This window comes from Microbacterium imperiale (assembly GCF_017876655.1).
Taxonomy (GTDB): Bacteria; Actinomycetota; Actinomycetes; order Actinomycetales; family Microbacteriaceae; genus Microbacterium; species Microbacterium imperiale.
This window is the reverse complement of record NZ_JAGIOK010000001.1, coordinates 1512355-1537899: the sequence shown is the minus strand read 5'-3', so window position 1 is coordinate 1537899 and position 25545 is coordinate 1512355. Positions and strand designations below refer to the sequence as shown.

Sequence of the window (25545 nt, the reverse complement as noted above, 5' to 3'; positions counted from 1 at the left end):
ACACCGAGAAGCCCCGGCAGAGAGGGGATCGGTCCGGCGGGCCAGCGCGGTATCGAAAAGCGCTGGCCGAATCGAACGCCCGGAGGCATCGACGGATCAGCGCGGGATCACAGCGCGGTCGCGTCGAAACCGATCAACGGTCGTTCCTCACACTCGGGACAGGGGCGGAGAGAGTCTACGCCTCGGGCAGCTGCTTGCGCAGGAACGTGGAGACATCGCTCAGCTCGTCCGCCGACACGGCGTGCGCGAGCCCGGGGTAGACCCGTCCGCTCAGTTCCACGTGCCCCGGCAGCCACTGCACCGTGTGCGCGACGAGCGGGGCGGGGATGACGTCGTCGAGAGCCCCGCGCCCCCAGAAGACGGGCGGACGCCGCTCGGCGAGCGCGGCGTCGCCGGGCAGCGGATGCGGGTTGGCGTACCCGGCGAGGCTCACGGCGAACGAGAAGGCGTCGGGCGCCAGGCGCAGCGCCTCGATCGCCATGACCCCGCCCTGCGAGAACCCGAGCACGCCGACGGATGCCGCATCCGCACGGACCCCGTCGATCCAGGTCACGAGCGCGCGCGCACTCGCCGTCGCGATGTCGGGGTCGCGGCCGTGCAGGCCCTCGATCGGGTACCACGACCACCCCGGCGTCGGGAACGGCGGCGACAGCGGGGCGCGGACCGCGGCGACGACGTACTCCGCCGGCAGGTGCGGCGCGAGCGCGAAGAGATCGTTCTCGTCGGATCCGTACCCGTGCATCAGCACCAGGAGCGGCCGACCGGCCCGCTCGGCCGGGGGCGCCGACCAGCGCACGGCGGCGGAATCGAGGACCGGGGTCTCGGACATGGGACCATCCTGGCAGCCGGCTCCGACGTCCGGTCATCGCGCTGCGGGACGGCATTGGTATACATGGAGCATGGCCGTGCGCACCCCCGACCCCGATCCCGACGAGGGCGACGCGTCCTCGCTGCCCGTCGATCCGCTGCGGGGCGCTCCCGGTGGCGGGGCGGCGAACCCGGCCTGGCTCAGCGACGTCGAGCTGACCGAGGCCCGCCGCCGGTTACCCATGCTGTACGTCGAGGCGGTGCCGGTGCGCACCGACGGCCTCGGCGCCGTCACGCAGGTCGGCATCCTGCTGCGCGCGACACCGGTGGGCGAGATGACGCGCACGATCGTGTCGGGTCGCGTGCGCTACGGCGAGACGATCCGCGACGCCCTCTTCCGCCACGTCGAGAACGACCTGGGGCCGATGGCGTTCCCGCTGCTGCCGGCCTCGCCGACGCCGTTCACCGTCGCCGAGTACTTCCCGATCCCCGGCGTCAGCGCCTTCCACGACGACCGGCAGCACGCCGTCTCGCTCGCGTTCGTCGTGCCGGTCACGGGCACCTGCGAGCCGCGGCAGGACGCCCTCGAGGTCACGTGGCTCGATCCGGCGGAGGCCGCGTCCGACGCGCTCGCGGCCGAGATGGAGGGCGGCCGCGGCACCCTCATCCGCCTGGCCCTCGCCTCGGTCGGCGCGCTGCGCTGAGCGCTCTGCGCTGAGGGTGCCGCGCCGCGCGCCCGGCGCCCTGCGTAGGCTCGGAGCATGACCGCGCCGCAGCCCCTCGCCCTCCCCGCCGATCCCTCGGGTTGGCTCGCGTTCGCCTCGGATCGACCCGACGCCCGCATCGGCCGCGTGCGCGACATCGACGCGCAGCTCATCGCGGGTCACGACCTGTCGCCGCTGGCCCGGCTGCAGCTGTGGAACGAGGCCTCGATCGCGATCGCCGAGGCCGCGTCCGAGGCATCCGTGCTCAGTGAGGCGCATCCCGATCCCGCCGTCCGCGAGGCCGCCGAGGCGCGCGTGCAGGCCATCGACGCGCTGCTGTCGGAGCGGGCCCTCGACCCGCGCCTGTTCGCGGTCTTCGACGGGCTCACGACGGACGGACTGGATGCCGCCGCCCGCCGCCTGCTCGCGCGCATCCAGCGGGACTTCCGTCGGGGCGGCGTCGATCGCGACGACGCGACCCGTGACCGGCTGCGGGCGCTCGCCGAGCGCGACACCGCGCTGTCGCTGCGGTTCTCGCGCAACATCCGCGACGGCCGCCGGGAGCTGAAGGTCGCTCCCGACGCGCTCGCCGGGCTGCCGCAGGACTTCATCGACGCCCACCCCGTCGACGCCGACGGGCTCGTCACCCTGACGACCGAGTACACCGACCTCATGCCCGTGCGTGAGTTCGCGGAGCGCCGCTCGACGCGCACCGCGCTGCTGTCGGTCTACAACGACCTCGCGTGGCCCGAGAACGATCCGGTGCTCGCCGAGCTCCTGGCCGTCCGGGCCGAACGCGCCGAGCTGCTCGGCTACGGCGACTGGGCCGACCACGAGACCGAGACCCGCATGATCGGATCGAGCGCCGCCATCCGCTCGTTCCTCGACCGGATCGCCGATGCCACGCGCGAGGTCGCGGCGGCCGAGTACGAGCAGCTGCTCGAGCGCCTGCGACGCGACGAGCCCGATGCCGACGCCGTCACCTCGGCCGATCTCTGGTACCTGCTGGGGGCCGTCAAGCGCGAGCGGTTCGCCGTCGACGCGCAGGAGGTGCGCGCCTACTTCGCGTTCGAGAACGTGCTGCCGGGTGTGCTCGACGTCACGGCGCGACTGCTCGAGATCAGCTACCGTCCCGTCGACGCCGCGGCGTGGCACGAGGACGTCCGCAGCTACGACGTGTTCCGGGGCGAGCGTCACCTCGGCCGCATCCACCTCGATCTGCATCCGCGCGAGGGCAAGTACAACCACGCCGCCTGCTTCGGTCTCGCGCCGGGGATCGCGGGCCGCTCGCTGCCCGAGGGCGTCCTGCTGTGCAACTTCTCGCGTGGGCTGCTCGAGCACGATCAGGTCGTGACGTTCTTCCACGAGTTCGGCCACCTCGTTCACGGCATCCTCGGCGGCGCCGACGCCGTGTGGGCCGACTTCAGCGGCATCGAGACCGAGTGGGACTTCGTCGAGGCCCCCAGCCAGCTGCTCGAGGAATGGGCGTGGGATGCCGGTGTGCTGGCGACCTTCGCCCGCAACGAAGCCGGTGAGCCGATCCCCGCCGATCTCGTGGAGCGGATGCGGGTCGCCGACGCGTTCGGCCGCGCCCTCGAGGTGACCCGTCAGCTCGGGCACGCGAACGTCTCGTACGGGCTGCACGTCGAGCGTCCGGCGGATCTCGCCGGCGCCGTCGAGCGGTGGTACCGCGAGTCGTCGCCCGTGCGCCCGCTGCCCGGCGGTCACACCTACGCCGGCTTCGGCCACCTCACCGGGTACGGCGCCTGCTACTACACGTACCAGTGGAGCCTCGTGATCGCGCGTGACCTGCTGTCGGCGTTCGGCGACGACCTGATGGACCCGGCCGTCGCCCGGCGGTACCGCGAGCGCGTGCTGGAGCCCGGCGGCAGCCGCGACGCGGCCGACCTCGTCGCCGACTTCCTCGGTCGCCCGTCCTCCTTCGACGCCTACCGCGACTGGCTCGCCGGCGCCTGACGCCCGCCCCGGGCCGAACCCGCGCGGGCATAGCGGTCGGCGAGAGCGGCGAACGCGTCGGCGAGTTCGGGCGGCCCGACCACCTCCATCGGTGCGTCGAACCGGCCGAACGACGCCGCTAGCGCGGCCCACGACCACGAGCCGCTCTCGAGTCGGCAGGTGTCGTCGTCGATGGCGGTGACGGTGCCGTCGCCCGCGAAGGGCCGGACCCGGCGCGCGGGAAGGTGCAGCACGACGGCGCCGCGGCACGGCCACGCGTCGACGTCGGATCCGCGGAAGCGCGCCGAGACGAAGGCATCGACGTCGCCACCGGGGACCGCCCGCCGGTCGAAGCGCGGGCCGTGCGGGATGCGCGGGCGCACGCGATCAGCGCGGTAGAGGCGCCAGTCGCCCCGGTCGAGATCCCACGCCACGAGGTACCAGCGTCCGCCCGCGGCGACGAGGTGGTGCGGCTCCGCACGCCGCGGCGGCATGGCCGGTCCGACGTCCGGTGCGGCGTGGTCGTCGTCGGTAGGGCGGACGTAGTCGAAGCGGAGGGTCTGCCGGTCGCGGATCGTGTCGGCCAGCGCGACGAGCACCTCGAGCGGGACGTCCGGCGGTGCGGCATCCCCGGGACGGCCGACGGTGGTGATGTCGAGGGCGTCGAGCCGGTGTCGCAGACGCGAGGGCATCACCTGCCGGATCGTCGCGAGGGCGCGGATCGCCGCGTCGCCGATGCCCGCGCCGACGGCCGGCGCCGACCGCAGTGCGAGGGCGACCGCGACGGTCTGGTCCTCGTCGAACAGCAGCGGCGGCAACTCGCTGCCGGCGTCGAGGCGGTAGCCGCCGTCGGGACCGAGCGAGGCGTGGATGCGGTAGCCCATCTCTCGCAGGCGCTCGATGTCGCGGCGCACCGTGCGGTCGCTGACCTCCAGGCGCGCGGCCAGCACGGCGCCGGGCCAGTCGCGGCGAGCTTGGAGCAGCGACAGCAGCGTGAGCAATCGCGACGTCGTGGTCATGGCCCCCACCGTACCCGCGAAGGCGGACAGAAACTGACCTGCACGCCCGGCAGGCTGACGGTGTCGAGCCGATCGGGCCGACCCTCACTCAGGAGCAGCGATGACCATCCAGACCACCCCCCACCTCAACTTCCGCGGCGATGCACGCGAGGCGCTCGAGTTCTACGGCTCCGCTTTCGGCGGCCACACCGTCATCACCACGTACGCCGAGGTCGGCATGCCGGCCGACGCTCCCGGCGCCGACGCCGTCGTGTTCGGCCTCGTGGTCGCCGAGAACGGCTTCCGCGTCATGGGCTACGACATCCCGGGTCGCACCGAGGGCTCGATCGCCGGCGGCGGGGCGACCCGCCGCGAGAACAACGCGACGATCACCGATCAGGCGCTCTTCGTCTCGGTCGGCTCCGAGAGCCTCGCCGAGCTGCAGGGGCCCTGGGACGCGCTGGCGACGGATGCCGTCATCGTCGAGCCGCTCGCCGCGTCGGCGTGGAGCGCCGGGTTCGGCATGCTCACCGACCGGTTCGGTGTGACGTGGAGCTTCAGCGTCACCGCGCGCTGAACGCACGGAGCCGCGGCCGGATAGCTCCGCGCCGCGGCTCCCGTCGCTCGTGAAGCGGGGTCAGTCGGCCGTCAGGCGCCCGAGCTCGGCGACGAAGGCGTCGACATCGGACGCGGACGTGTCGAACGAGCACATCCAGCGCACCTCGCGAGCAGCTTCGTCCCAATCGTAGAAACGGAACGATGCGCGCAGCCGGTCGGCGACGCCCTCGGGCAGCACGGCGAACACGCCGTTGGCCTGCGTCGGCTGCGTGAACTCGACCCCGCGGATCGAGCCGTCGGCGATTCCGGCCTCGACGCTCGAGCGCAGGCGCTGCGCCATCCCGTTCGCGTGCTCGGCGTTGCGGCGCCACAGGTCGTTCTCGAGCAGCGCGACCAGCTGCGCCGAGACGAAGCGCATCTTCGACGACAGCTGCATGTTGAGCTTGCGCAGGTACGTCAGCCCCTCGGATGCCGCCGGGTCGAGCACGACGATGGCCTCGCCGATCATCGCGCCGTTCTTCGTGCCGCCGAAGCTCAGGACATCGACACCGACGTCGCGGGTGATGGCGGCCAGCGGCAGGTCGAGCGCTGCCGCGGCGTTCGCGATGCGCGCGCCGTCCATGTGCAGGCGCATGCCGCGGGCGTGCACGTGGTCGGCGATCGTCCGCAGCTCGTCGGGGGTGTAGATCGTCCCGAGCTCGGTCGACTGCGTGATCGACACCACGAGCGGCTGGGCGCGGTGCTCATCGCCCCAGCCCCACGCCTCGCGGTCGATGAGGTCGGGGGTGAGCTTCCCGTCGGCGGTCGGGACGTTCAGGATCTTGATGCCGCCGACGCGTTCGGGGGCGCCGCCCTCGTCGACGTTGATGTGCGCCGTGGATGCCGCGATCACGGCCCCCCAGCGCGGCAGCATCGACTGCAGCGCCGTGACGTTGGCGCCCGTGCCGTTGAACACGGGGAAGGCCTCCGCGCCGGCGCCGAAGTGCTCGGCGACGAGCTCCTGCAGGCGTGCGGTGTACACGTCCGAGCCGTAGGCGGTCTGGTGTCCGTCGTTGGCCGCGGTGATGGCGGCGAGGACCTCCGGGTGGATGCCGGAGTAGTTGTCGGACGCGAAGCCGCGCACCGAGGTGTCGTGCAGGGAGGTCATGACCTCATCCTTTCAGCCTCGGGCGCGGCCTCGGGCCCGCGTGCGGGTCAGCCGCGGATGCCGCGGGTCGGTGTCGTCGTCGTCCCGCGGATACCGCGGGTCGATGCGATGACGTCGCGCATCTTCTTCTCGAGGGCCTCGTAGAACATCGACAGCGGGAACTCGTCGTCGAGCACGGCGTCGGTGAAGCCCTTCGGCGGACCGGCGAGCACCTCCTCCGGCAGCCCGCGCGCCCACACCGACGCCGGGTGCGGTTCGAGCACCGACCGCACGAGCTCGTACGCCGCGAGCCAGTGCGCCGTCTTGGGCCGGTCGATCGACTCCCAGTACAGGCGGTCGATCGCGTCGCCCAGGGCGACGACGGCATCCGGCACCTCCCGCCAATCGAACGCGAGCGCCGTGTCGGTCCAGTGCAGCACGCCGCGCCGGTGCAGCCACGCGAACAGCAGCTGGCCGCCGAGCCCGTCGTAGTTGCGCACCCGCGTCCCCGTGATGGCAAACCGGAAGATCCGGTCGAAGATCACGGCGTACTGCACCAGTCGCGACAGCCGCAGCAGCTCGGCATCCACCGGGTCGAGGCCGGGCTCGGCGCCCAGGCTCCGCTCGAGGGCGACGCACTCGCGGAACGCCGTCAGGTCGCACCGCAGCTCTTCGAGGGAGTACAGGAAGAACGGCATCCGCTGCTTGATCATGAACGGGTCGAACGGCAGGTCGCCGCGCATGTGCGTGCGGTCGTGGATGAGATCCCACATGACGAACGCCCGCTCGGTGAGCGCCTGGTCGTCGAGCATCTCCGCCGCCTCGGCGGGCAGGTCGAGCTTGGTGATCTCGGATGCCGCGGCGACGACGCGTCGGTAGCGCGCGGCCTCACGGTCCTGGAAGATCGCGCCCCACGTGAAGGTCGGGATCTCGCGCATCGCGACCGTCTCGGGGAACAGCACGGCCGAGTCGGTGTCGTATCCGGCCGTGAAGTCGAGCAGCCGCAACGACACGAACAGACGATTCGCGTACATCGTCTCGAGCCGGGCGATCTCCTCCGGCCAGATCGCCTCGACCAGCAGCGCCTCGACGTGCCGGTCGCGCGAGCCGTTCTGCGTGTACATCGGGAACACGACGAGATGCCGGATGCCGTCGACGCGGTGCTGCTGCGGCTGGAAGGCCAGGAGCGAGTCGAGGAAATCGGGCACGCCGAACGCCCCCTCCGTCGACACCGCTTCGCCCGGATCGCCCGGGCCGGCCCATCGCTCGAAGTCCCGGATCGAGGCGGCGAGGTACGCGCTGTCGTGCGGGAACCGCGGCGCGAGCCGTTCGATCGCGGCGGTGATCGCCGCGACGTGTCGTCGCGCCGTGTCCCGGTCGCCGGGGTCGGGCACCGAGCCGTCGGCAGCCTGCAGGGTCTGCAGAGCCGTCGCGGCATCGCGCAGCGCGATCCAGGCGGGGTCGTGCTCCACGTCGGCGGCGAGCGCGATGCCCGCGGCGTCGATCGCGGCGCCGTCCTCGACGACCTCGGGCTCGCCGATGATCGTCTTGGCGGCACCGGGGGTGGGGCGCGTCTGTGCGATGGACATGGGGGAACCTCCGATCTGCGAGGTACGGCTCCGCGGGGGAGCGGTGGTCAGGTTGCGCCAGACTAACGGGCGCGCGCCGTCGGGCGATACGTCCGTCGGATCGGCGGGGCTCGTGTCGACCCGGCGCGCCTGCGACGCCACACCAGCCGCGCGGCTCCGACGCGTGTATCGCTGTCCCGCCGTCTGCCCGCGAGGTGTCAAGGCGTGGCGAGCGCCCGCCGGCCGCGTTAACGTCGCACCATGCCCGCTCCCGACCAGTCCGACGACCGCGCTCTGCCCGGGCGCGACGGCCGGGGGCTGCTCCTCGTCGCCAACCCGCGATCGGGCACCTCGGTCGTGCGTCCCGATACGATGCCCGAGATCCGCCGCCGGCTGCCCGCCGCGCGCATCGCGTCGCTCGAGGGCGCCTCGCTCGACGACATCGTGGCCGACGCGATGGCCGGCGACGATGCCCCGCTCGCGCTCGCCGTCCTCGGCGGCGACGGATCGGTCTCACGGGCGGCCCACCTCGCGCGTTCGCACGACCTGCCGCTGCTGGTGCTGCCCGGCGGCACCTTCAACCACTTCGCCCGGGCCGCCGGTCTCGACACCGTCGAGACGGCCCTCGATGCCTACGCCGCCGGTGCGGTGCGGTCCGTCGTCGTCGCCGAAGTCGCCGTCGACGACGACGATCCGATCACCGTGCTCAACGCGGTGTCGCTCGGCGCATACCCCGAGCTGCTCGCCGAGCGCGAGAAGCGGACGAGCCTCGGCAAATGGTGGGGCGGTGCCGTCGCCGCGTGGCGCGAGATCCACGGCGCCCACCGCATCACGATCGTGCGCGACGGCCGCCGGGCACGCGTGTGGTCGGTGTTCGCGGGGATCGGGCGCGGCGACTCTCGCCGCATCGCGATGATGCGGCGAGAGAACCTCGACGAGCCGGTGCTCGACGTGCGTGTGCACCATGCGCGGGGCACGCGCCTGCGCGCCGTGGCCTCGCTCGCGTTCGGCCGCCGCACGCTGGCTGTGATGCGGGCGCTGCGCCTGATGCCCCCGGCATCCGATCTCGAGCGGATCGTCGACGCCTCGATCGACCTCGAGGTGCGCCCGGGCGACGCCCCGCCGGTGTTCGCGCACGACGGCGAGCTCGCCGAGGCGCGGGCCGACGGGTTCCGGATGCGGATCCGGGTCGTCCCCGACGGCCTGCGCATCTGGGCGCCCGGGATACATCCCCAGACGGATGCCGCGCCCGGGCCGCTCGCGTAGCGTCGAAGCGTGATCCGCCCGCTGCACCGCTACCAGATCGTCACCGACGTCGCGGTGGCCGTCGCCTTCGCGATCGTGATGCTGCTGTTCACGTGGGGCGGCGTCATCGGGGTGGGGATCCCGAACGACCGGATGTCGGCCATCATCGCGGTGCTGCTGGTCGGTCCGTTCAGCGCCGCCGTCGCGCTGCGCCGCATCTCGCCGCCGCTCGCCCTCGCGCTGGCGTGGGTCGGTGCCGTCCTGCAGATGCTCGCGCAGCTGCCGCCGCTGCCGGTCGACATCGCGATCTTCGCCGTGCTCTACACGTGCGCCGCCTACGGCACCAACCGGGTCTTCTGGCTCGGGTTCGCCTCGTCGATCGCGGGCGCGCTGGCCATCACGGTGTACCTGCTCGTGCCGACGGCGGTGTACTCGGTCACAGCCGCCGGCGACGACCTGGTCTACCTGCTCATCACCGGCTCGATGCTGTTCATCGCGTCGGTGTTCGGCCTGCTGCTCGCCTGGACCGTGGGCGCCCTCGTGCGGGTGGGCATCCGTGCGCGGGGGACCGCCGAGGCGCAGCGCCGGGCAGAGGCCCGCGCCCGCACCGAGTTCGAGCGCAACCGCATCGCCCGCGACATGCACGACGTCGTGGCGCATTCGCTCGCCGTCGTCATCGCTCAGGCCGACGGCGCCCGCTACGCTGCGGCGGCCGATCCCGACGCGGCCGCCGCATCGCTGCAGACGATCTCGACGACCGCGCGCTCGGCGCTGTCGGATGTGCGGATGCTGCTGACCCAGCTGCGCCACAGCGAGGGCGAGGGTCCGCAGCCGACGGTGACCGAGCTCGAGGTGCTCTACGCGCAGGTGCGCGCCGCGGGCCTCGACCTGCGGGTCGATGTCGACCCGGTGCCGCCGGGCGAGCCGCCGGCCGCCGTGCAGATCGCGGTGTACCGCATCCTGCAGGAGGCGCTGACGAACGCGATGCGCCACGGCGCGGGCGGTACCGTGGACGTGTCCCTGGCCTGGCTGCCCGATCGCGTGGAGGTGCGTGTGAGCAATCCGCTCCCGCCCGCGACGGCGACCGCCGGCGGAGCGTCGTCGGGCGGGTACGGCCTCGTCGGCATGCGCGAGCGCGCGCAGCTGATCGGCGGGCAGATCGAGATCGGTCCCGTCGGCGACGCCTTCGTCGTCGCGGCGACCCTGCCGATCGGCGGACCGGCGTGAGCGTGCGCGTCGTCCTCGTCGACGACCAGGCACTGTTCCGCGCCGGCATCCGCATGGTCATCGCGTCGCAGCCCGACCTCGAAGTCGTCGGCGAGGCGTCCGACGGAGCCGAAGCGCTGCGCGTCGTGCGCGAGACGAAGCCCGACGTCGTACTCATGGACATCCGGATGCCGGTCATGGACGGCCTCACCGCGACGGCGCAGTTGCTCGACGACCCGGTGTTCGGCGGTGAGCCGCCGCGCATCGTCATGCTCACGACGTTCGACCTCGACGAGGCCGCCGCCCGGGCGATCCGGCAGGGGGCGAGCGGCTTCCTGCTCAAAGACGCCGACCCAGAGTTCCTGCTCGCCGCCGTGCGCACGGTGCATTCCGGGTCGTCGGTGATCGCGGCATCCGCCACGCGCGAGCTGTTCGCGACGTTCTCGGCCCCCGAGAAGAAGCCGGTGCCGCCGGCGTTCGCCGAGCTCACCGAGCGCGAGCGCGAGATCTTCGGCCTTGCCGCGCGCGGGCTTTCGAACGCCGAGATCGCCCAGCGCGAATACCTCTCCGAGGCCACCGTGAAGACGCACATCAGCCGCATCCTCGCCAAGCTCGCCCTGCGCGACCGCGTGCAGCTCGTCGTCTTCGCTTTCGAGCACGGCCTGGCCTGACGTCGGCGTCCGCCGGTGCCGGAGATCATCCGGCAGATGTACGCCGGGGCGACGCCGGACGGATGCGGCACCGCCGGGCCGATTCGTAGCGTCGAAGACATGCAGATCTCGACCACCGACCTGGGCCTGGCCGCCCGGGTTCAGAACCTCACCAAGACCTTCGGCGCCGGCGAGACCGGCGTCCGCGCCCTCGACGGCGTCTCGGTCGGCATCCGTCGCGGGGAGTTCACCGCGATCATGGGCCCCTCGGGCTCGGGCAAGTCGACCCTCATGCACATCATGGCCGGGCTCGATGCGCCGACCTCGGGTCGCGCCTGGATCGGCGACACCGAGATCTCGGGCCTGTCCGACCTCGACCTGACGATCCTGCGGCGCCGCCGCGTCGGCTTCATCTTCCAGTCGTTCAACCTCGTGCCCACCCTCGACGTCCTGGGCAACATCACGCTGCCGTTCGAGCTCGACGGCCGCACGCCCTCGGCGCTCGAGCGCTCGCGGATCGACGGCCTCATCGACTCGCTCGGGCTCGGCGCCCGCCTGCGCCACCGGCCGCACCAGCTCTCGGGCGGCCAGCAGCAGCGGGTGGCGATCGCCCGCGCCCTCGCGACCGCCCCCGACCTGGTGTTCGCCGACGAGCCCACCGGCAACCTCGACTCGCGCACCGGCCGCGAGGTGCTCGCGCTGCTCGCGACCGCCAGCCGCGAGCACGGCCAGTCGATCGCGATGGTCACGCACGACCCGATCGCCGCCTCGCACGCCGACCGGGTGCTCTTCCTCGGCGACGGCCGCATCGTCGCCGACAAGCCCCGTCAGACCGCCGAGGCCATCTCGGCGCACATGCTCGCGGCAGAGGTGTCGGCATGACCGCCGTGACCGCGCCGGCGCCCGCCTCGCCGGCACCGGGGGCGTCGCGGGCCCCGCGCGCGGCGGCATCCGGTCGCCTGGCGTGGCTGCGCGAGCGCGGCATGGGCGCGTCGGTGCTCGTGTCGGCGATCTCGGGCGGGTTCGGCGTGCTGCTGGTCGCGGTGACGGGCCTGCTCGGCGCGTGGCTGCTCGCCGACCCGTTCCTCGCCGGCGGCGACACCGTCATCGCGGTGGTGGCGATCCTGAGCGTCCTGCTCGTGGCCGTGGCGATGTACGTCGCGGCCATCGTCACGGCGAACACGTTCGCCACGATCGTCGCGGGGCGCACCCGCCAGATCGCGCTGCTGCGCCTCATCGGCGCCTCGGCCCGGTCGCAGCGCGCGCAGATCGCGCGGCAGGGGCTCGTCGTCGGCGCGATCGGCGCCGTGCTGGGCCTGATCGGCGGCACGGCGGCGGCGGTCGCCCTGCAGCGGATCGCGGATGCCGCCTGGGGGATCGACGTCGACTACAGCATCGTCCAGCCGGTGCTGCTCGCTCCCGCGATCATCGTCGCGCTCACGACATGGGCCGCCGCCTGGGCCGGTTCGCGCCGCGTGCTCGAGGTGACGCCGCTGGCCGCGCTGTCGGGGGCGGCGCCCCGCACCGCCGACGAGGCCGCGGGCCGTCGCCCCCGCCGCGTCGCCGCCATCGCCCTGTTCGTCCTCGGAGCGGCGCTGCTCGCGCTCGGCATCGTGGTCGGATTCGTCACCCCGCTCGGCGTGGTCGTCGCCTTCTTCGGCGGACTCGCCTCATTCACGGGCCTGAGCCTCGGTGCGACGCTCGTCATGCCGCCGCTGCTGCGGCTGAGCGGCCGGATGTTCGGCCGCTCGGCCGCGGCGCGCCTCGCCTCCGAGAACGCGCTGCGCTACCCCGAGCGGTCGAGCCGCATGGCGATCGGCGTCGTGATGGGCGTGACCCTCGTGACGATGTTCGCCGTCGCCGCAGAGTCGGTCAAGGGCGTGATCGCCGCATCCGGGGGCGGCGAGGTCAGCGGCGAGATGGCGCGTCTGCTCGACAGCTTCAGCGCCGTGATGATGGCGCTGGTCGGAGTCTCGGCCGTCATCGCCGCCGTGGGCCTGGTCAACCTCCTCACGATCGGCGTCGTGCAGCGCACGCGCGAGCTGGGGCTGCTCCGCGCGCTCGGGCTGACGGGGCGGCAGATCCGCGCCATGGTGCTGTTCGAGGCCGCGCACATCACGATCACCTCGGTCGTGTTCGGGCTGCTCCTGGGCATCGCCTACGGGTGGGCCGCGGCCCAGTCCCTGCTGGGCTCGGTGCCCATCCCGCCGCTGTGGCTGTCGCCGACCTTCGTGCTGCCGGGCATCCCGTGGCTCGCCGTGGCCGGCATCGTCGTGGCGACCGCCGCGCTGACGCTCATCGCCGCGGTCGTGCCCACCCGCCTCGCGACGCGCGTGTCACCGGTCGAGGCCCTCGCCGAGTGAGGCCCGCCCGTCCCCGGACGGCGTCGGCGTCACGCGCCGGCGCGGTCCGGGGTGCCGGCGTCCGCCTCGGCGGCATCCGGTGCGGCGGCTTCGGTCTCGGGATCGAACGCCCACGTGGGGGCGACCTGACGCAGCCGCGTCGAGCGCCACTGCCACGTCGCCCACAGCATCGGCCAGAGCGCCGGGGCGGCGAGCCCGCCGATGACGAGGCGCTCACGCCACAGCGTGCGGCTCGGGTCGCCGGGTGCCGGAGACACCGCCATCTGATGGTCCCAGACGTCGAGCACCGACAGCGGGCCGGTGAGGGGGATGCCGCTGTCGCGAAGGATGCGCACGACGGCACCGCCCGGCTCCTCCGTGCGGCGTTCCTCGACGTAGCGGTCGGAGACGTGGATGAGCTGGCGCCCCACCGGTACACCGAAAGCCGTCAGCTGCACCGGGACGTCGGCCCCCGGCTCGAGCGAGGTCGGCATCCCCTCGGCCGCGAGCGGCCGCAGTCCCATGAGCGGCGCGTACAGGTCCGCGAGCGCCCGGGGCGAGTGAAGAGCACGCCAGGCGGCGTCGGCGTCGCAGTCGAGCACGAGCTTCTGGAGGATGCGCATGAGCCCAGTCTGCCCCGTCGTAGGCTGAACGGATGCCGTCGCCCGCCGCATCCTCGCCGTTCGACCAGTCCCGCTACCAGGTGCGTCTCGACTGGGGCCACGCGGGCCTGGGGTGTCTCGCCGCCGCCGACGTGGTGGTCGTGGTCGACGTGCTGCGCACCGGGTCGCCGGACGCCGCCGGGGACGTGGCGGCCGCCGCCGCGGCATCCGGTTCCCTCGTGCTGCGCGGCGGCCTGCGCAACGCCAGCGCCGTCGCCGACGCCGTGCTGGCCGAGCAGCAGCGCCGTGCTGCGCGCACGAGCATCGCCGTCATCGCGGTGGGCGACCCGGGCGGTGCCGGGCTGCGCTTCGCCGTCGAGGACCTGCTGGGTGCGGGCGCCGTCGTCGACGCCCTGTCGCTGCGCGGCATCGACCACACCGCACCCGAAGCCGCCGCCGCCTGCGAGTCGTTCCGCGGGCTGCGGGGAGCCGTGCGCCACCTGCTCACCGCGAGCGGGTCGGGCCAGGAGCTCGTCGCCGCCGACCGTCGCGACGAGGCCCTCGCCGCCGCCGAGCTCGACGCCGATACGTCCGTGCCGGTCTTCCGCGACGGCGTCTTCGCCGAGGCCTGACGCCAACTCCTCAAAAACCGGTCGCCGCGGGCGTTAGGCACCCCGTCCAGACCGGTGCCCGGATAGATCTGAGGAGTTAGCGCAACGCCGCCGCAACGCCGAGGCGGTGAGCCCGGGCCGCCCGTGGGTCAGCGGGGGGTGGCGGCGGCGCGACGGTCGGCGGCGGAGATCTCGCGGCGAACCCAGCGGAAGAGGAACCGTTCGTCGTACGACGGGGCGCACGAGCGGCACGAGGCCGCGCGCGTGGGACGGCGGTGCCGATAGGCGACGTGCCCGGCGGGGCAATGGCCGACCCAGGGCGCCAGTTCGACGGCGGTCTCGCCGCGGTGGGTGGTGCCGCCGACGTACCCGAGGTCTCGCGCGATGCGCAGCCACTCGCGGCTGTGGCCCGCGGCGGGCCCCGCGATCGCGTGGGCGACCTCGTGCAGCAGCGTCTGGTGGTTCTCGTCGTCGTCGAAGCGCGCGGAGAGGTAGCGCGAGACGCTGATGACGCGCCGCGTGTAGTCGCACTGCCCGGCCCGACGCTTGGCGTTGTCGAACCGGAACGTCCACGAGTCGTCGAGGTGCGCGGCGATGAGCGCCTCGGCCCAGACGCGGACCCGATCGAGATCGCTCATGACGGTGACGCTACGCGCGGGGTGGGACAGACCGGGGCCGGTCAGCTGGCGATGCTCGAGCGCGAGCGGCGCTCGGCGGCGTCGACGGCGAGCAGGGTCGACTCGAGCTGGTCCTCGGGTGCGCCGCCCTCCTGCCGCAGGAACAGCGCGCGCTTGAAGTCGGTGCGGGCGGTGACGAAGTCCTCGGCGTCGTACGAGACCTTGCCGCGGTGCTGGTAGGCGAACGCGGCCAGCAGCGGCCAGTTCTGCCCTTCGGCCTCCTCGGCGCACGTCGTCAGCTCCTGGATCGCCGCGGCGAAGGCGCCGCGGTTCTGCAGGATCGTGGCGTGCAGCACGCGGGCGCGCAGCAGGTCCTTGCGGGTGCCGCCCATCCGGGCGACGCGCACCGCCTGCTCGGCGAGGACGAGCGCCTCGTCGAGGCGGCCGAGCACCTTCAGCAGCCAGACGCGCTCGAGCAGGGCGGGCAGGCTGCGCTGCTCGCCGATCTCGTCCAGGCGCTCGGCGCACTGCTCCGGGTCGACGATCTCCCGCAGCGTGTCCGGGTCGTACCCGAGGATGTAGCCCACCGTCATCCCCCTCCGCGATTCGAGAACGGTGTATCCCAGTCTGACCCGAACCCGCCGAAGCGTCCGCCCGCCGCGCCGATCACCGTTCGAACACGGATGCCGCCGGCTTGGGCGACGGCGTCGCATCGGCGTCGGTCGCGACGCGGGCGCCGCGGGCGAACTCGTCGATCTCGGCGCCCTGCGCGACCTTCGCGGGGAAGGGGCCGGCCGCCATCAGCCGGGGCAGCCACTCCGCGGGCAGCGGCGAGGCGGATGCCGCGATCACGATGTTGCCGAAGCGCCGGCCCTTGAGCAGCTGCACCTCGGCCAGCAGCAGCACTTCGGGCAGCACGGCGCGCACCGTCGCGACCTGGCGCCGGGCGAAGGCGAGGCCCGCGCCGTCGGCGACGTTGACGAGCAGGACGCCCGCGGGGTCGAGCAGGCGCGCGAGCGAGCGGTAGTACTCGACCGTGGTCAGGTGGGCGGGCGTCTGGGCTCCCGCGAAGACGTCCGACACGACGAGGTCGGCGGCACCGGTCAGCCCGGGCGGCAGCTTCTCGGCGACGGCGCGGGCGTCGCCGATCCGCACCCGGATCTGGGCGCCGCGGGGCAGCGGCAGGGCCTCGCGCACGAGGTCGACGAGCGGCTGCTCGAGCTCGATCACCTGCTGGCGCGAGCCCGGGCGCGTGTGCGCGATGTACCGCGGCAGGGTCAGGGCGCCGGCACCCAGGTGAACGGCGGTCAGCGGCTGCCCCGGCATCCGCAGGCGATCGATGACGGCGGCCATCCGCGCGATGTACTCGAAGTGCAGGTGCGTCGGATCGTCGAGGTCGACGTGCGACTGCGGAGTGCCGTCGACGTCGAGCTCGAAGCCCGAGGTGATGCCGCTCGGGGCGATCCGGGCGATGGTCCCGTCGGACAGTCGCGTCCGGGGCCCGGACTCCTCGACGCGCGCTCGTGCCATTCCTCAACGCTACTGGCAGGGGCCGGGCCGTTCTGCGCAGTCGAAACACGATCGAGACATCGATGTAATGACTTCGACCCTCCGGCCCGTATAGGTTCAAACGCATTACCTCGGAGCGCGCCGCGGTGGGCCCGCTCCGGACCTCAGAAAGGGACACCCCCATGCTCTCCACTCCTCGGAAGCGCGCGCTCGCGGGTCTGGCGGTGGTCGCCGTCGGCGCCCTCGCCCTCTCGGCGTGCACCAGCCAGCGCGGAGGTGGCGGCGAGACGGATGCCGCCTCCGACGTCGACGGCACCTTCGTCTTCGCGGCCTCCGCCGACCCGGCCAACCTCGACCCGGCCTTCGCCCAGGACGGCGAGACGTTCCGCGTCTCGCGCCAGATCTTCGAAGGCCTCGTCGGCACCGAGCCCGGCACGGCCGACCCGGCGCCGCTGCTCGCCGAGAGCTGGGAGTCGTCCGAGGACGGCCTGACGCACACGTTCCAGCTGAAGGAGGGTGTGACGTTCCACGACGGCACCCCCTTCAACGCCGAAGCCGTGTGCGCCAACTTCGACCGCTGGTACAACTGGACCGGCCTCGCCGCCAGCGAGGCGCTGTCGTACTACTACGGCAAGCTCTTCCGCGGCTACGTCGAGACCCCCGACACCGCCGTGTACGAGTCGTGCACCGCCGACGACGAGCTCAAGGCCACGGTGACGCTCAAGCAGCCGTTCGCCGGCTTCATCCCGGCGCTCTCGCTGCCCGCCTTCGCGATGCAGAGCCCCACGGCGCTCGAGGAGTACGGCGCCGATGAGATCGGCGGCACCGAGGAGGCGCCGTCCCTGTCGGAGTACGGCGCGGGCCACCCCACCGGCACCGGCCCCTACAAGTTCGACGAGTGGTCGCCCGGTGAGGAGCTCACCCTCTCGGCGTACGACGACTACTGGGGCGAGGCGGGTCAGGTGACCAACATCATCTTCCGCGTCATCGACGACCCGACCGCGCGTCGCCAGGCCCTCGAGGCCGGCTCGATCGACGGCTACGACCTGGTCGGCCCGGCCGACACCGCCGCGCTCGAAGAGGCCGGCTTCACGATGGTCTCGCGCCCGCCGTTCACGATCCTCTACCTCGCGTTCAACCAGGCGCAGCCCGAGCTGCAGGACGTCCGCGTCCGTCAGGCCCTGTCGCACGCGATCGACAAGGAAGCGCTCATCTCGCAGGTCCTCCCCGAGGGCACCGAGGTCGCGACCCAGTTCATGCCCGACAGTGTCAACGGCTACAACGAGGACGTCACGACGTACGAGTACGACCCCGAGCAGGCCAAGGCGCTGCTCGCCGAGGCCGGCTACACCGAGGCCAACCCGCTCTCGCTGACGTTCAACTACCCGGTCAACGTCTCGCGCCCGTACATGCCGGACCCCGAGCAGATCGCGACGGTCATCTCGACCCAGCTGACCGAGGTCGGCGTGCAGCTGACGCCGCAGACGGATGCCTGGAGCCCCGACTACCTCGACAAGATCACCGGCACGCCGGACCACGGCATCCACCTCCTGGGCTGGACCGGTGACTACAACGACACCGACAACTTCGTCGGCGTGTTCTTCGGAGCAGCCTCGGCGGAGTGGGGCTTCGACAACCCCGAGCTGTTCGCGGCCCTGAACGAGGCCCGCGGCGTGCCGAACCTCGAGGAGCAGACCGCTCTCTACGAGCAGATCAACGAGCAGGTCGCCGAGTTCATCCCCGGCGTTCCGCTGGCCCACCCGGCCCCGACCCTGGCCTTCGCGCCGCGGGTCGAGAGCTACCCGGCCAGCCCGGTCAACGACGAGGTCTTCACGGACATCGTCCTGACCGAGTGACGGCGATCCGCTGACCACGCGGGGCGGGCGACCGTCCCGGGCGCGAGCCCGCCCCGCACTCCTCACCGAAAGATTCCGCGTTGCTGCGAACCATCGGCCACCGGCTGCTTTTGCTGATCCCGACCCTTCTGGGCCTCAGCATCCTCCTGTTCCTCTGGGTCCGCGCTCTTCCCGGCGGACCCGCCGTCGCCCTCCTGGGCGAGAAGGCGACCCCCGCCGCGATCGAGCGGATCAACGAGCTGTACGGGTTCAACCGCCCGATCCTCGAGCAGTACGTCACCTACATGGGGCGTCTGCTCACCGGCGACTTCGGCTCCTCCATCGAGACGGGCCGGCCCGTCGTCGAGGAGTTCCTGCGCCGCTTCCCCGCCACGATCGAGCTCTCGGTCGCGGCCCTCATCTTCGCGGTCGGCATCGGCATCCCGCTGGGGTACCTCGCCGCGCGCCACTACGGCAAGGTCAGCGACCACCTCGCCGTCGTGCTGAGCCTCGTCGGCGTCACCATCCCGGTGTTCTTCCTGGCGTTCATGCTCAAGTACGTCTTCGCGGTGCAGCTCGGCTGGCTGCCCTCGGACGGGCGTCAGGACCCGCGCATCGACGCGACGCACTACACGAACTTCTACGTCCTCGACGGGCTGCTCACGGGCGAGCTCGACGCGGCGTGGGATGCCGTGCTGCACCTGATCCTGCCGGCGCTCGCCCTCGGCACGATCCCGCTCGCGATCATCGTCCGCATCACCCGCGCCTCGGTGCTCGAGGTGCAGAACTCCGACTACGTGCGCACGGGGCGCGCGAAGGGCATCGCGCGGCGGACGCTGCGCGGCAGGTTCATCCTGCGCAACGCGATGCTGCCGGTCGCCACGACGGTGGGCCTGCAGGTCGGACTGCTGCTGGCCGGTGCGATCCTGACCGAGACGGTGTTCGCCTTCCCGGGCATCGGCTCGTTCCTGGCCCGCGCGATCACGGCCCGCGACTTCCCGGTGCTGCAGGGCTTCATCATCTTCATCGCGATCATCTACGCGCTCATCAACCTGATCGTCGATGTGTCGTACAGCCTGATCGACCCGAGAGTGAGGGTCTCATGAGCACCAACGCGCTCCCTCCCGCCCCCGGTGGCGGCCCCGCCACCGCTGCCGCGGAGCACGAGGTGCTCGAAGCGCGCACCGGCGGCGGCTTCTGGCACGACGTGTTCGCGCGGCTGCGCCGCAACCCGGTCGCCTGGATCGGCGCCGCGATCGTGCTGCTGTTCCTGCTCGTGGCGATCCTCGCGCCGTGGCTCGCGCCGTATCCCGAGACGGCGCTCCCGGGTGCCCGTGAGGTGACGCCGACGCACATCCCCGGGCCCGGCGAGATCGCCGGCTTCCCGCTCGGGCTCGACCGTTTCGGCGGCGACGTGTTGTCGAAGCTCATCTGGGGCGCGCGCGCCTCGCTGCTCATCGGCGTCATCTCGACGGCGTTCGGTCTGGCCGGCGGCATGCTGCTTGGCCTGATCGCCGGCATGTTCGGCGGCTGGGTCGACACGATCGTCATGCGCTTCGTCGACATCCTGCTGTCGGTGCCGAACCTGCTGCTGGCGGTGTCGATCGCCGCGATCCTGGGCCAGTCGCAGCTGGCCATCATGATCGCCATCGGAGCATCGCAGGTGCCGATCTTCGCCCGCCTGCTGCGGGCGTCCATGCTGCAGCAGCGCAGCGCCGACTACATCCTGTCGGCTCAGACCCTGGGTCTCGGACGCGGCAAGATCACCATGAGCCACGTGCTGCCCAACAGTCTCGGCCCGGTCATCGTGCAGGGCACCCTGACGCTCGCCACCGCCGTCATCGACGCTGCGGCGCTGTCGTTCCTCGGCCTCGGCGGCGGGGGAGCGGCCACGGCGGAGTGGGGACGCATGCTCACCTATGCGCAGAGCGAGCTCGCCATCGCGCCGTGGCTGGCGTTCCTGCCGGGCCTGTGCATCATGATCACCGCGCTCGGCTTCACCCTGCTGGGCGAGTCGCTGCGCGAGGCCATGGATCCCCGCACCCGCGCCCGCTGAACCCTCCGGCACCACGAGAACGCCCCGCGCCCGCATCTGCGGTGCGCGGGGCGTTTCCCGTCCGTCCGGGTCAGGAGGCGATGTCGAGCTCGTTGCCGGGGATCGACGACAGCAGCCGGCGCGTGTACGGGTCGCGCGGATTGGTGAAGATCTCCTCGCTCGAGGCGGCTTCGACGAGCGCGCCGTCCTTCATGACGCAGACGTAGTCCGAGATGAGGCGGACGACGGCCAGGTCGTGCGAGATGAACAGGTAGCTGAGCCCGTATTCGCTCTGCAGGTCGCGCAGGAGCGTGAGGATCTGGTCCTGCACGAGCACGTCGAGCGCTGACACCGGCTCGTCGCACACGATGAGCTCGGGGCTGAGGGCGAGGGCGCGTGCGATCGCGACGCGCTGCCGCTGGCCGCCCGACAGCTCGGAGGGGTAGCGGCGCAGCATGCTCTGGGGCAGCGCGACGTCGTCGAGCAGCGAGCGCACGCGTGCGGCACGATCCTTCGACGAGCCGCGCTTGTAGAAGTCGAGGGGCTCACCGATGATCCGCTCGATCGTGAACATGGGGTTCAGCGACGAGTAGGGGTCCTGGAAGATCGGCTGCACCTTCTGGCGGAACTCGCGCAGCTTCGCACCGCTGAGCCCGGCGACATCCTGGCCCTCGTAGCGGATGCTGCCCGAGGTCGGCTCGATGACCTTCAGCAGCATCCGTGCCGTCGTGGTCTTGCCCGAGCCGGACTCGCCGACGATCGCGACCGTCTCGCCGCGGGGGATCGCGAGCGAGACGTCGCGGACGGCGGCGAAGTCCTCCTTCTTGCCGCGGATCTTGTAGAGCTTGGTGAGGTTCTCGATCTCGACGATGTTGCCGGCTGCCGGTGCGGATGCCGGGGCGCCGACGGATGCCGGGGCGCCGACGGATGCCGGGGCGCCGACGGATGCCGCCGGGCGGTAGGCATCGGGGCGCAGGCGCACCGCGGCGACCGAGGGCGCGGCCTTCACGAGCGCCTGGGTGTACGGCTGCTGCGGGTCCTCGAGGATCTGCCGGGCGGGGCCCTGCTCGACGATGCGCCCGCGGTGCATCACGACGACGCGCGCGGCGCGCTCGGCGGCGAGCCCGAGGTCGTGGGTGATGAGCAGCACCGAGGTGCCGAGCTCGCCGGTCATGCGGCCGAGCTGGTCGAGGATCGTCTTCTGCACCGTGACGTCGAGGGCGCTCGTGGGCTCGTCCGCGATGAGCAGCCGCGGGTTGCAGGCGAGGCCGATCGCGATGAGCGCGCGCTGGCGCATGCCGCCCGAGAACTCGTGCGGGTACTGCTTGGCGCGCTCGGCGGCGTCGGGCAGGCCGGCGGCGGCGAGGGTCTCGACGACCTTGCGGTCGACGTCCTTGGTCGTGGCGAGCCCGTGCGCGAGCAGCGTCTCAGCGACCTGCGTGCCGATCTTCGACACCGGGTTGAGGTTCGACATCGGGTCCTGCGGCACCAGGCCGATCGATCCGCCGCGGATGCCGCGCATCGTGCTCTCGGACGCTCCGACGAGTTCCTGACCGTCGAGCTGGATGCTGCCGCGCACGACGCGCCCGTTCCCGGGCAGCAGGCCGATGACCGCCATCGCCGTCGTGGACTTGCCCGAGCCGGACTCGCCGACGATCGCGACCGTCTCGCCGGCCGAGATCTCCAGGTCGACGCCTTCGACGGCGTGGACGGGGCCCTCGAGCGTGCGGAAGTCGACGGCCATGTCGCGCACCCGCAGCAGGGGAGTGGGGGAGTCTGTCATCTGCCCATCCTGCCCGGCCGCGGGCCCGAACGCATCGCCCCCACGCGAGCCGTTACATCGACGTAACGCGGGCTAGCGTTGTGACATGGATCTCAACGCCGACCTGGGCGAGACGGTCGACGGCGTCCCCACCGCCGACGACGCGGCGATGTTCGCGGTGGTCTCGAGCGCCTCGATCGCGTGCGGCGGTCACGCCGGCGACGCCGCCTCGATGCGTGCGGCCGTCGCCGGCGCCGCCGCCGCCGGGGTCGCGGTGGGCGCGCATCCGTCGTATCTCGACCGCGCCGGCTTCGGACGCGTGCGCATCGCGGTCGACGCCGCGGTGCTGCGCGGGCAGGTACGCGACCAGCTCGCCGCGCTCGTGGCCGCGGGCGGCGACATCCGCTACGTCAAGCCGCACGGCGCGCTCTATCACGCGGCGACCGACGACCCCGCGACGGCGGCGGCGGTCGCGGGAGCCGTGGCCGACCTCTCGGCACAGCTCGGCCGGGCCGTGCCGATCCTGGGTCTGGGCGGCGAGATCGCGTCGGCGACGGCCGCGACGGGGCTGCCGTTCCGGCACGAGGCGTTCCTCGATCGGGGGTACCTCCCCGGCGGCGGACTCGTTCCGCGCGGAGAGCCCGGCGCCCTCCTGGACGACCCCGACGCGGTCGCCGAGCGCGCGCTCCGGCTCGCCGCCGAGGGAGTCGTGGTCGCGGTGACGGGCGAGCCCGTGCACAGCGACGCGGTGTCGCTGTGCGTGCACGGCGACTCGCCCGGGGCGGTCGCGATGGCCCGTGCCGTGCGCGCGGCGCTGGACGCCGCGGGAGTCGACGTCCGTGCGCCCTGGTGAACACCGCGGCGGCGCTCCGATGAGGATGCTGCGGATGGGGGCGGATGCCGTCCTCGTCGAGGTCGACGGCCTCGCCGCGGCCGTCGCGCTGCACGCCCGGCTCGTCGCCGACCCGCCGCGGGGCGTCGTCGACATCGTCCCGGCGGCGCGCACCGTGCTGGTCCGCGCCGACCCGCGCGCGCTCTCATCCGAGGGGGCGCGGGCCTGGATCGCGCGGGCGGCCGCGACGCCCGCGGATCCGCCGCCCCCGCGGGCCGAGATCGTCGTTCCCGTCGACTACGACGGAGCCGACCTCGCCGAGACCGCGGGGCTGCTCGGCATGAGCCCCAAAGCCCTCGTCGCGCGCCACGAACGCGCGGCGTGGAGCGTCGCGTTCACGGGCTTCGCCCCCGGCTTCGCCTACCTCGTCGGCGACGGCTGGGACCTCGACGTCCCCCGCCGCGCCGCGCCCCGCACCCGCGTGCCGGCCGGTTCGGTCGCGCTCGCCGGCCCGTTCTCGGGCGCCTACCCGCGCGAGACCCCCGGGGGCTGGCAGCTCATCGGCACGACCGACGCCGTCCTCTTCGACCCGGATGCGGACCGCCCCGCCCTCCTGACGCCCGGCGCCGCCGTCCGCTTCGCGGCGACTCGGCCGGTCAGCCTCGGGCGCGGCGCGATCGACGCGGGGCCGCGGGCCGGCGGCGAGGGGGCGCAGGCGCCGGGGAGCGGCATCCGGGTGCTCGCGACCGGCGCGCGAGCGACGTTCCAGGATGCCGGCCGGCCCGGACGCGCCGCCGAGGGCATCGCCCGCTCCGGCGCCGCCGACCCGCCCGCGTGGGCGCTCGCGAACCGGCTGCTCGGCAATCGCCCCGACGCCGCCGCGATCGAGGTGGTGCTCGGCGGGTTCCGCGCCGTGGCGGAGCGCGATCTCGCCGTGGCCGTCACCGGCGGATGGGCGCCGCTGACGATCGACGGGCGTCCGTGCGACCCGTACGTCGTGCATCCCTGGGCCGCGGGCGCGGAGCTGCGCATGGACGCGCTCGTCGGCGGTGCCCGCGCCTACGTGGCCGTGCGCGGCGGGTGGCTCGCACCCGCGGCCGCGGGCAGCCGGTCGACCGACACGCTCTCGGGGCTCGGGCCCGCGCCCGTGCGCGCCGGCGACCGTGTCGCCGCGGGCGACGAGACCGCCGGCGCGATCCCCGCCCTGCCGCTGCATCCCTGGGGGCTCCCGCCGGCCGCGACGGATGCCGCCCCGCTCGAGGTCCCGTTCGTGCCGGGTCCGCGCGACGACTGGATCACGACGGCGTCGCGCCGCGCGCTCGCCGAGGCGGTGTGGACGGTGTCGGCGGAGGCGGACCGCATCGGCATCCGTCTGGACGGGCCCCCGCTCGAACGCGCGCGCACGGACGAGCTGCCGAGCGAGGGGATGCTGCCGGGGGCGATCCAGGTGCCGCCGTCGGGGTCGCCGGTCGTGTTCGGCGTCGACGGACCGGTCACGGGCGGCTATCCCGTCGTCGGCGTCGTCACCGCCGCGGGCCGTGCACGACTGGCCCAGGCCCGGCCCGGCGACCGGGTACGCCTGCGGCCGGCCGCGGCCTCTCCGGCAGAGTGGTGAACGCGGGTGTGTCAAGGGGAGAACTCCCCCTGTCAAGGGCCGCCCGCGACGACGCTCTTCCCCTAGCGTGTCAGCCATGACTCGCACCAGAACCACCACCGCCGCCGCCCTTCTCGTCTCCGCCGCCCTGCTCCTCGCGGGCTGCGGCGGACAGTCCGGTGACGCCGAGCCCGCCGCGTCGGGGGACGCCGGCTCGTCCGCGTCGCCCTCCGCCAGCACGCCCGCCGTCGAGCCCGCCGCGGGCGAGACCATCACCGGCACCGGCTACAGCTTCTCGGTCCCCGAGGGCTGGGGCATCCCCGAGCAGGAGCTGCCGGGCACGGAGGGCATCGACGTGTTCGTCGCCAACCTCTCCGACGCCTCGGCCGACGGGTTCGCCGACAACGTGAACGTCGTGCTCTCGCCCGCGCCGCAGGCCATCACCGCCGACCAGGTCGAGTCGCTCGGCGTCGATGAGCTCGAGGGTGCCGCGGGCGCCACCGACGTCACCGTCGAGGAGCGCACGACCGTCGCCGGCGAGGAGTCGGCGCACCTGTCGGCCGCGCTCGACCAGCAGGGCGTGCAGTACAACATCGACCAGTTCTACGCCTCGCAGGGTGACCAGACCTACGTCATCACCTTCTCGTTCAGCCCGGAGGTCACCGAGGCCGACCGCGCCGCCGTCTACGAGTCGGTTCTGGCCACCTGGACCTGGGCGTAATCAGACCCGACCGGCCCCGCCGGCAGCCGCGCCGCCCGCTCATCCGAGCGGGCGGCGCGCGTTTATACCGCAGCGATCGGAGGTCGTCAAGGATAGTGCTGGACATGGCGCGTCGTGCCGCCTATAGTTGGTAGTTGCGCTCCCGTCCCCTTGCCCTCATATGGTGGTCGGCTTGTGCTCTGCGCGATTCCGCCCCGTTCGACGGCGTGAGACGCGCGAGCTGGATCGGGAGCACTCCACCTGACGACAAGGAACCGGCCCCCCTCG

The 25545-nt window shown here is 73.0% G+C and carries 24 protein-coding genes; 15 read left to right on the top strand and 9 right to left on the bottom strand.

All coding sequences use genetic code 11. The features are described 5' to 3' along the window. Positions 1 to 175: 175 nt before the first annotated feature. Complete coding sequence (locus JOF37_RS07490; protein WP_210006267.1) at positions 176 to 829, bottom strand: alpha/beta hydrolase; 654 nt, start codon at positions 827 to 829, stop codon at positions 176 to 178. Positions 830 to 899: 70 nt separating this feature from the next. Here JOF37_RS07490 and JOF37_RS07485 point away from each other — a divergent pair, with 70 nt between their 5' ends. Together JOF37_RS07485 and JOF37_RS07480 are read left to right on the top strand one after the other, a co-directional pair. After that, positions 900 to 1511 carry an NUDIX hydrolase family protein gene (locus JOF37_RS07485; protein WP_210006266.1) on the top strand — a complete coding sequence of 204 codons (612 nt, stop codon included), beginning with the start codon at positions 900 to 902 and terminating at the stop codon, positions 1509 to 1511. Between the two features lie 57 nt (positions 1512 to 1568). Then, positions 1569 to 3488, top strand: a complete 1920-nt coding sequence (locus tag JOF37_RS07480; protein WP_210006265.1) for a M3 family metallopeptidase — start codon at positions 1569 to 1571, stop codon at positions 3486 to 3488. On the opposite strand, the gene JOF37_RS07475 is transcribed toward JOF37_RS07480, so the two are convergent. Then, the gene (locus tag JOF37_RS07475; RefSeq protein ID WP_210006264.1) at positions 3461 to 4486 is read right to left on the bottom strand and encodes a helix-turn-helix transcriptional regulator; all 1026 of its coding nucleotides are present in this window, start codon (positions 4484 to 4486) and stop codon (positions 3461 to 3463) included. The two genes, JOF37_RS07480 and JOF37_RS07475, sit on opposite strands and share 28 nt — an antisense overlap. A gap of 100 nt (positions 4487 to 4586) precedes the next feature. Between JOF37_RS07475 and JOF37_RS07470 the strand changes: the two genes are divergently transcribed. Next, a complete protein-coding gene (locus JOF37_RS07470) occupies positions 4587 to 5042 on the top strand; it encodes a VOC family protein (RefSeq protein ID WP_210006263.1) in 456 nt (151 codons plus the stop codon). Positions 5043 to 5102: 60 nt separating this feature from the next. On the opposite strand, the gene JOF37_RS07465 is transcribed toward JOF37_RS07470, so the two are convergent. After that, positions 5103 to 6170 (bottom strand): threonine aldolase family protein, encoded by a 1068-nt coding sequence (locus JOF37_RS07465; protein WP_210006262.1) that lies wholly within the window; start codon positions 6168 to 6170, stop codon positions 5103 to 5105. A gap of 47 nt (positions 6171 to 6217) precedes the next feature. Next, positions 6218 to 7738, bottom strand: coding sequence for a DUF6421 family protein (locus JOF37_RS07460; RefSeq protein WP_210006261.1), 1521 nt, complete (start codon positions 7736 to 7738; stop codon positions 6218 to 6220). Positions 7739 to 7978: 240 nt separating this feature from the next. Here JOF37_RS07460 and JOF37_RS07455 point away from each other — a divergent pair, with 240 nt between their 5' ends. The 5 genes from JOF37_RS07455 (at position 7979) to JOF37_RS07435 (ending at position 13181) form a co-directional block, all read left to right on the top strand. After that, a complete protein-coding gene (locus tag JOF37_RS07455; RefSeq protein WP_210006260.1) occupies positions 7979 to 8983 on the top strand; it encodes a diacylglycerol/lipid kinase family protein in 1005 nt (334 codons plus the stop codon). Between the two features lie 9 nt (positions 8984 to 8992). Continuing rightward, positions 8993 to 10189, top strand: coding sequence for a sensor histidine kinase (locus JOF37_RS07450; protein WP_271174997.1), 1197 nt, complete (start codon positions 8993 to 8995; stop codon positions 10187 to 10189). After that, complete coding sequence (locus tag JOF37_RS07445) at positions 10186 to 10839, top strand: response regulator (protein ID WP_210006259.1); 654 nt, start codon at positions 10186 to 10188, stop codon at positions 10837 to 10839. Before JOF37_RS07450 ends, JOF37_RS07445 begins: the two co-directional genes overlap by 4 nt. A 99-nt stretch (positions 10840 to 10938) precedes the next feature. Beyond that, positions 10939 to 11700 (top strand): ABC transporter ATP-binding protein, encoded by a 762-nt coding sequence (locus JOF37_RS07440; protein WP_210006258.1) that lies wholly within the window; start codon positions 10939 to 10941, stop codon positions 11698 to 11700. Continuing rightward, positions 11697 to 13181, top strand: coding sequence for an ABC transporter permease (locus JOF37_RS07435; RefSeq protein ID WP_210006257.1), 1485 nt, complete (start codon positions 11697 to 11699; stop codon positions 13179 to 13181). The genes JOF37_RS07440 and JOF37_RS07435 overlap by 4 nt, the downstream gene beginning before the upstream one ends. 29 nt (positions 13182 to 13210) lie before the next feature. Here JOF37_RS07435 and JOF37_RS07430 read toward each other — a convergent pair whose 3' ends face one another. Further along, positions 13211 to 13783 (bottom strand): hypothetical protein, encoded by a 573-nt coding sequence (locus tag JOF37_RS07430; protein ID WP_210006256.1) that lies wholly within the window; start codon positions 13781 to 13783, stop codon positions 13211 to 13213. A 32-nt stretch (positions 13784 to 13815) separates the two neighbouring features. On the opposite strand from JOF37_RS07430, the gene JOF37_RS07425 reads away from it, so the two are divergent. After that, positions 13816 to 14394, top strand: a complete 579-nt coding sequence (locus JOF37_RS07425) for a 2-phosphosulfolactate phosphatase (RefSeq protein WP_210006255.1) — start codon at positions 13816 to 13818, stop codon at positions 14392 to 14394. A 128-nt stretch (positions 14395 to 14522) separates the two neighbouring features. Here JOF37_RS07425 and JOF37_RS07420 read toward each other — a convergent pair whose 3' ends face one another. The 3 genes from JOF37_RS07420 to JOF37_RS07410 form a co-directional block, all read right to left on the bottom strand. Beyond that, the gene (locus tag JOF37_RS07420) at positions 14523 to 15011 is read right to left on the bottom strand and encodes a SprT-like domain-containing protein (RefSeq protein WP_210006254.1); all 489 of its coding nucleotides are present in this window, start codon (positions 15009 to 15011) and stop codon (positions 14523 to 14525) included. A gap of 41 nt (positions 15012 to 15052) precedes the next feature. Continuing rightward, a complete protein-coding gene (locus JOF37_RS07415) occupies positions 15053 to 15577 on the bottom strand; it encodes a hypothetical protein (protein WP_210007715.1) in 525 nt (174 codons plus the stop codon). A gap of 79 nt (positions 15578 to 15656) precedes the next feature. Beyond that, a complete protein-coding gene (locus JOF37_RS07410) occupies positions 15657 to 16520 on the bottom strand; it encodes a spermidine synthase (protein ID WP_210006253.1) in 864 nt (287 codons plus the stop codon). A 161-nt stretch (positions 16521 to 16681) separates the two neighbouring features. Here JOF37_RS07410 and JOF37_RS07405 point away from each other — a divergent pair, with 161 nt between their 5' ends. From JOF37_RS07405 to JOF37_RS07395, 3 genes are all read left to right on the top strand, one after another. Then, positions 16682 to 18355 (top strand): ABC transporter substrate-binding protein, encoded by a 1674-nt coding sequence (locus JOF37_RS07405; protein WP_210006252.1) that lies wholly within the window; start codon positions 16682 to 16684, stop codon positions 18353 to 18355. An 80-nt stretch (positions 18356 to 18435) separates the two neighbouring features. Next, positions 18436 to 19440 (top strand): ABC transporter permease, encoded by a 1005-nt coding sequence (locus JOF37_RS07400; RefSeq protein ID WP_210006251.1) that lies wholly within the window; start codon positions 18436 to 18438, stop codon positions 19438 to 19440. Next, on the top strand, positions 19437 to 20390 hold the full coding sequence (locus tag JOF37_RS07395; protein WP_210006250.1) for an ABC transporter permease: 954 nt from the start codon (positions 19437 to 19439) through the stop codon (positions 20388 to 20390). The genes JOF37_RS07400 and JOF37_RS07395 overlap by 4 nt, the downstream gene beginning before the upstream one ends. 70 nt (positions 20391 to 20460) lie before the next feature. Here JOF37_RS07395 and JOF37_RS07390 read toward each other — a convergent pair whose 3' ends face one another. After that, entirely contained in the window at positions 20461 to 22152 is a 1692-nt protein-coding gene (locus JOF37_RS07390; RefSeq protein WP_210006249.1) for an ABC transporter ATP-binding protein, read from the bottom strand. Positions 22153 to 22237: 85 nt separating this feature from the next. Between JOF37_RS07390 and pxpA the strand changes: the two genes are divergently transcribed. From pxpA to JOF37_RS15665, 3 genes are all read left to right on the top strand, one after another. Continuing rightward, on the top strand, positions 22238 to 22984 hold the full coding sequence (gene pxpA, locus JOF37_RS07385) for a 5-oxoprolinase subunit PxpA (protein WP_210006248.1): 747 nt from the start codon (positions 22238 to 22240) through the stop codon (positions 22982 to 22984). Positions 22985 to 23003: 19 nt separating this feature from the next. After that, on the top strand, positions 23004 to 24578 hold the full coding sequence (locus JOF37_RS07380; RefSeq protein WP_210006247.1) for a 5-oxoprolinase subunit B/C family protein: 1575 nt from the start codon (positions 23004 to 23006) through the stop codon (positions 24576 to 24578). Positions 24579 to 24654: 76 nt separating this feature from the next. Then, positions 24655 to 25278 (top strand): hypothetical protein, encoded by a 624-nt coding sequence (locus JOF37_RS15665; protein ID WP_210006246.1) that lies wholly within the window; start codon positions 24655 to 24657, stop codon positions 25276 to 25278. Positions 25279 to 25545: the final 267 nt, after the last annotated feature.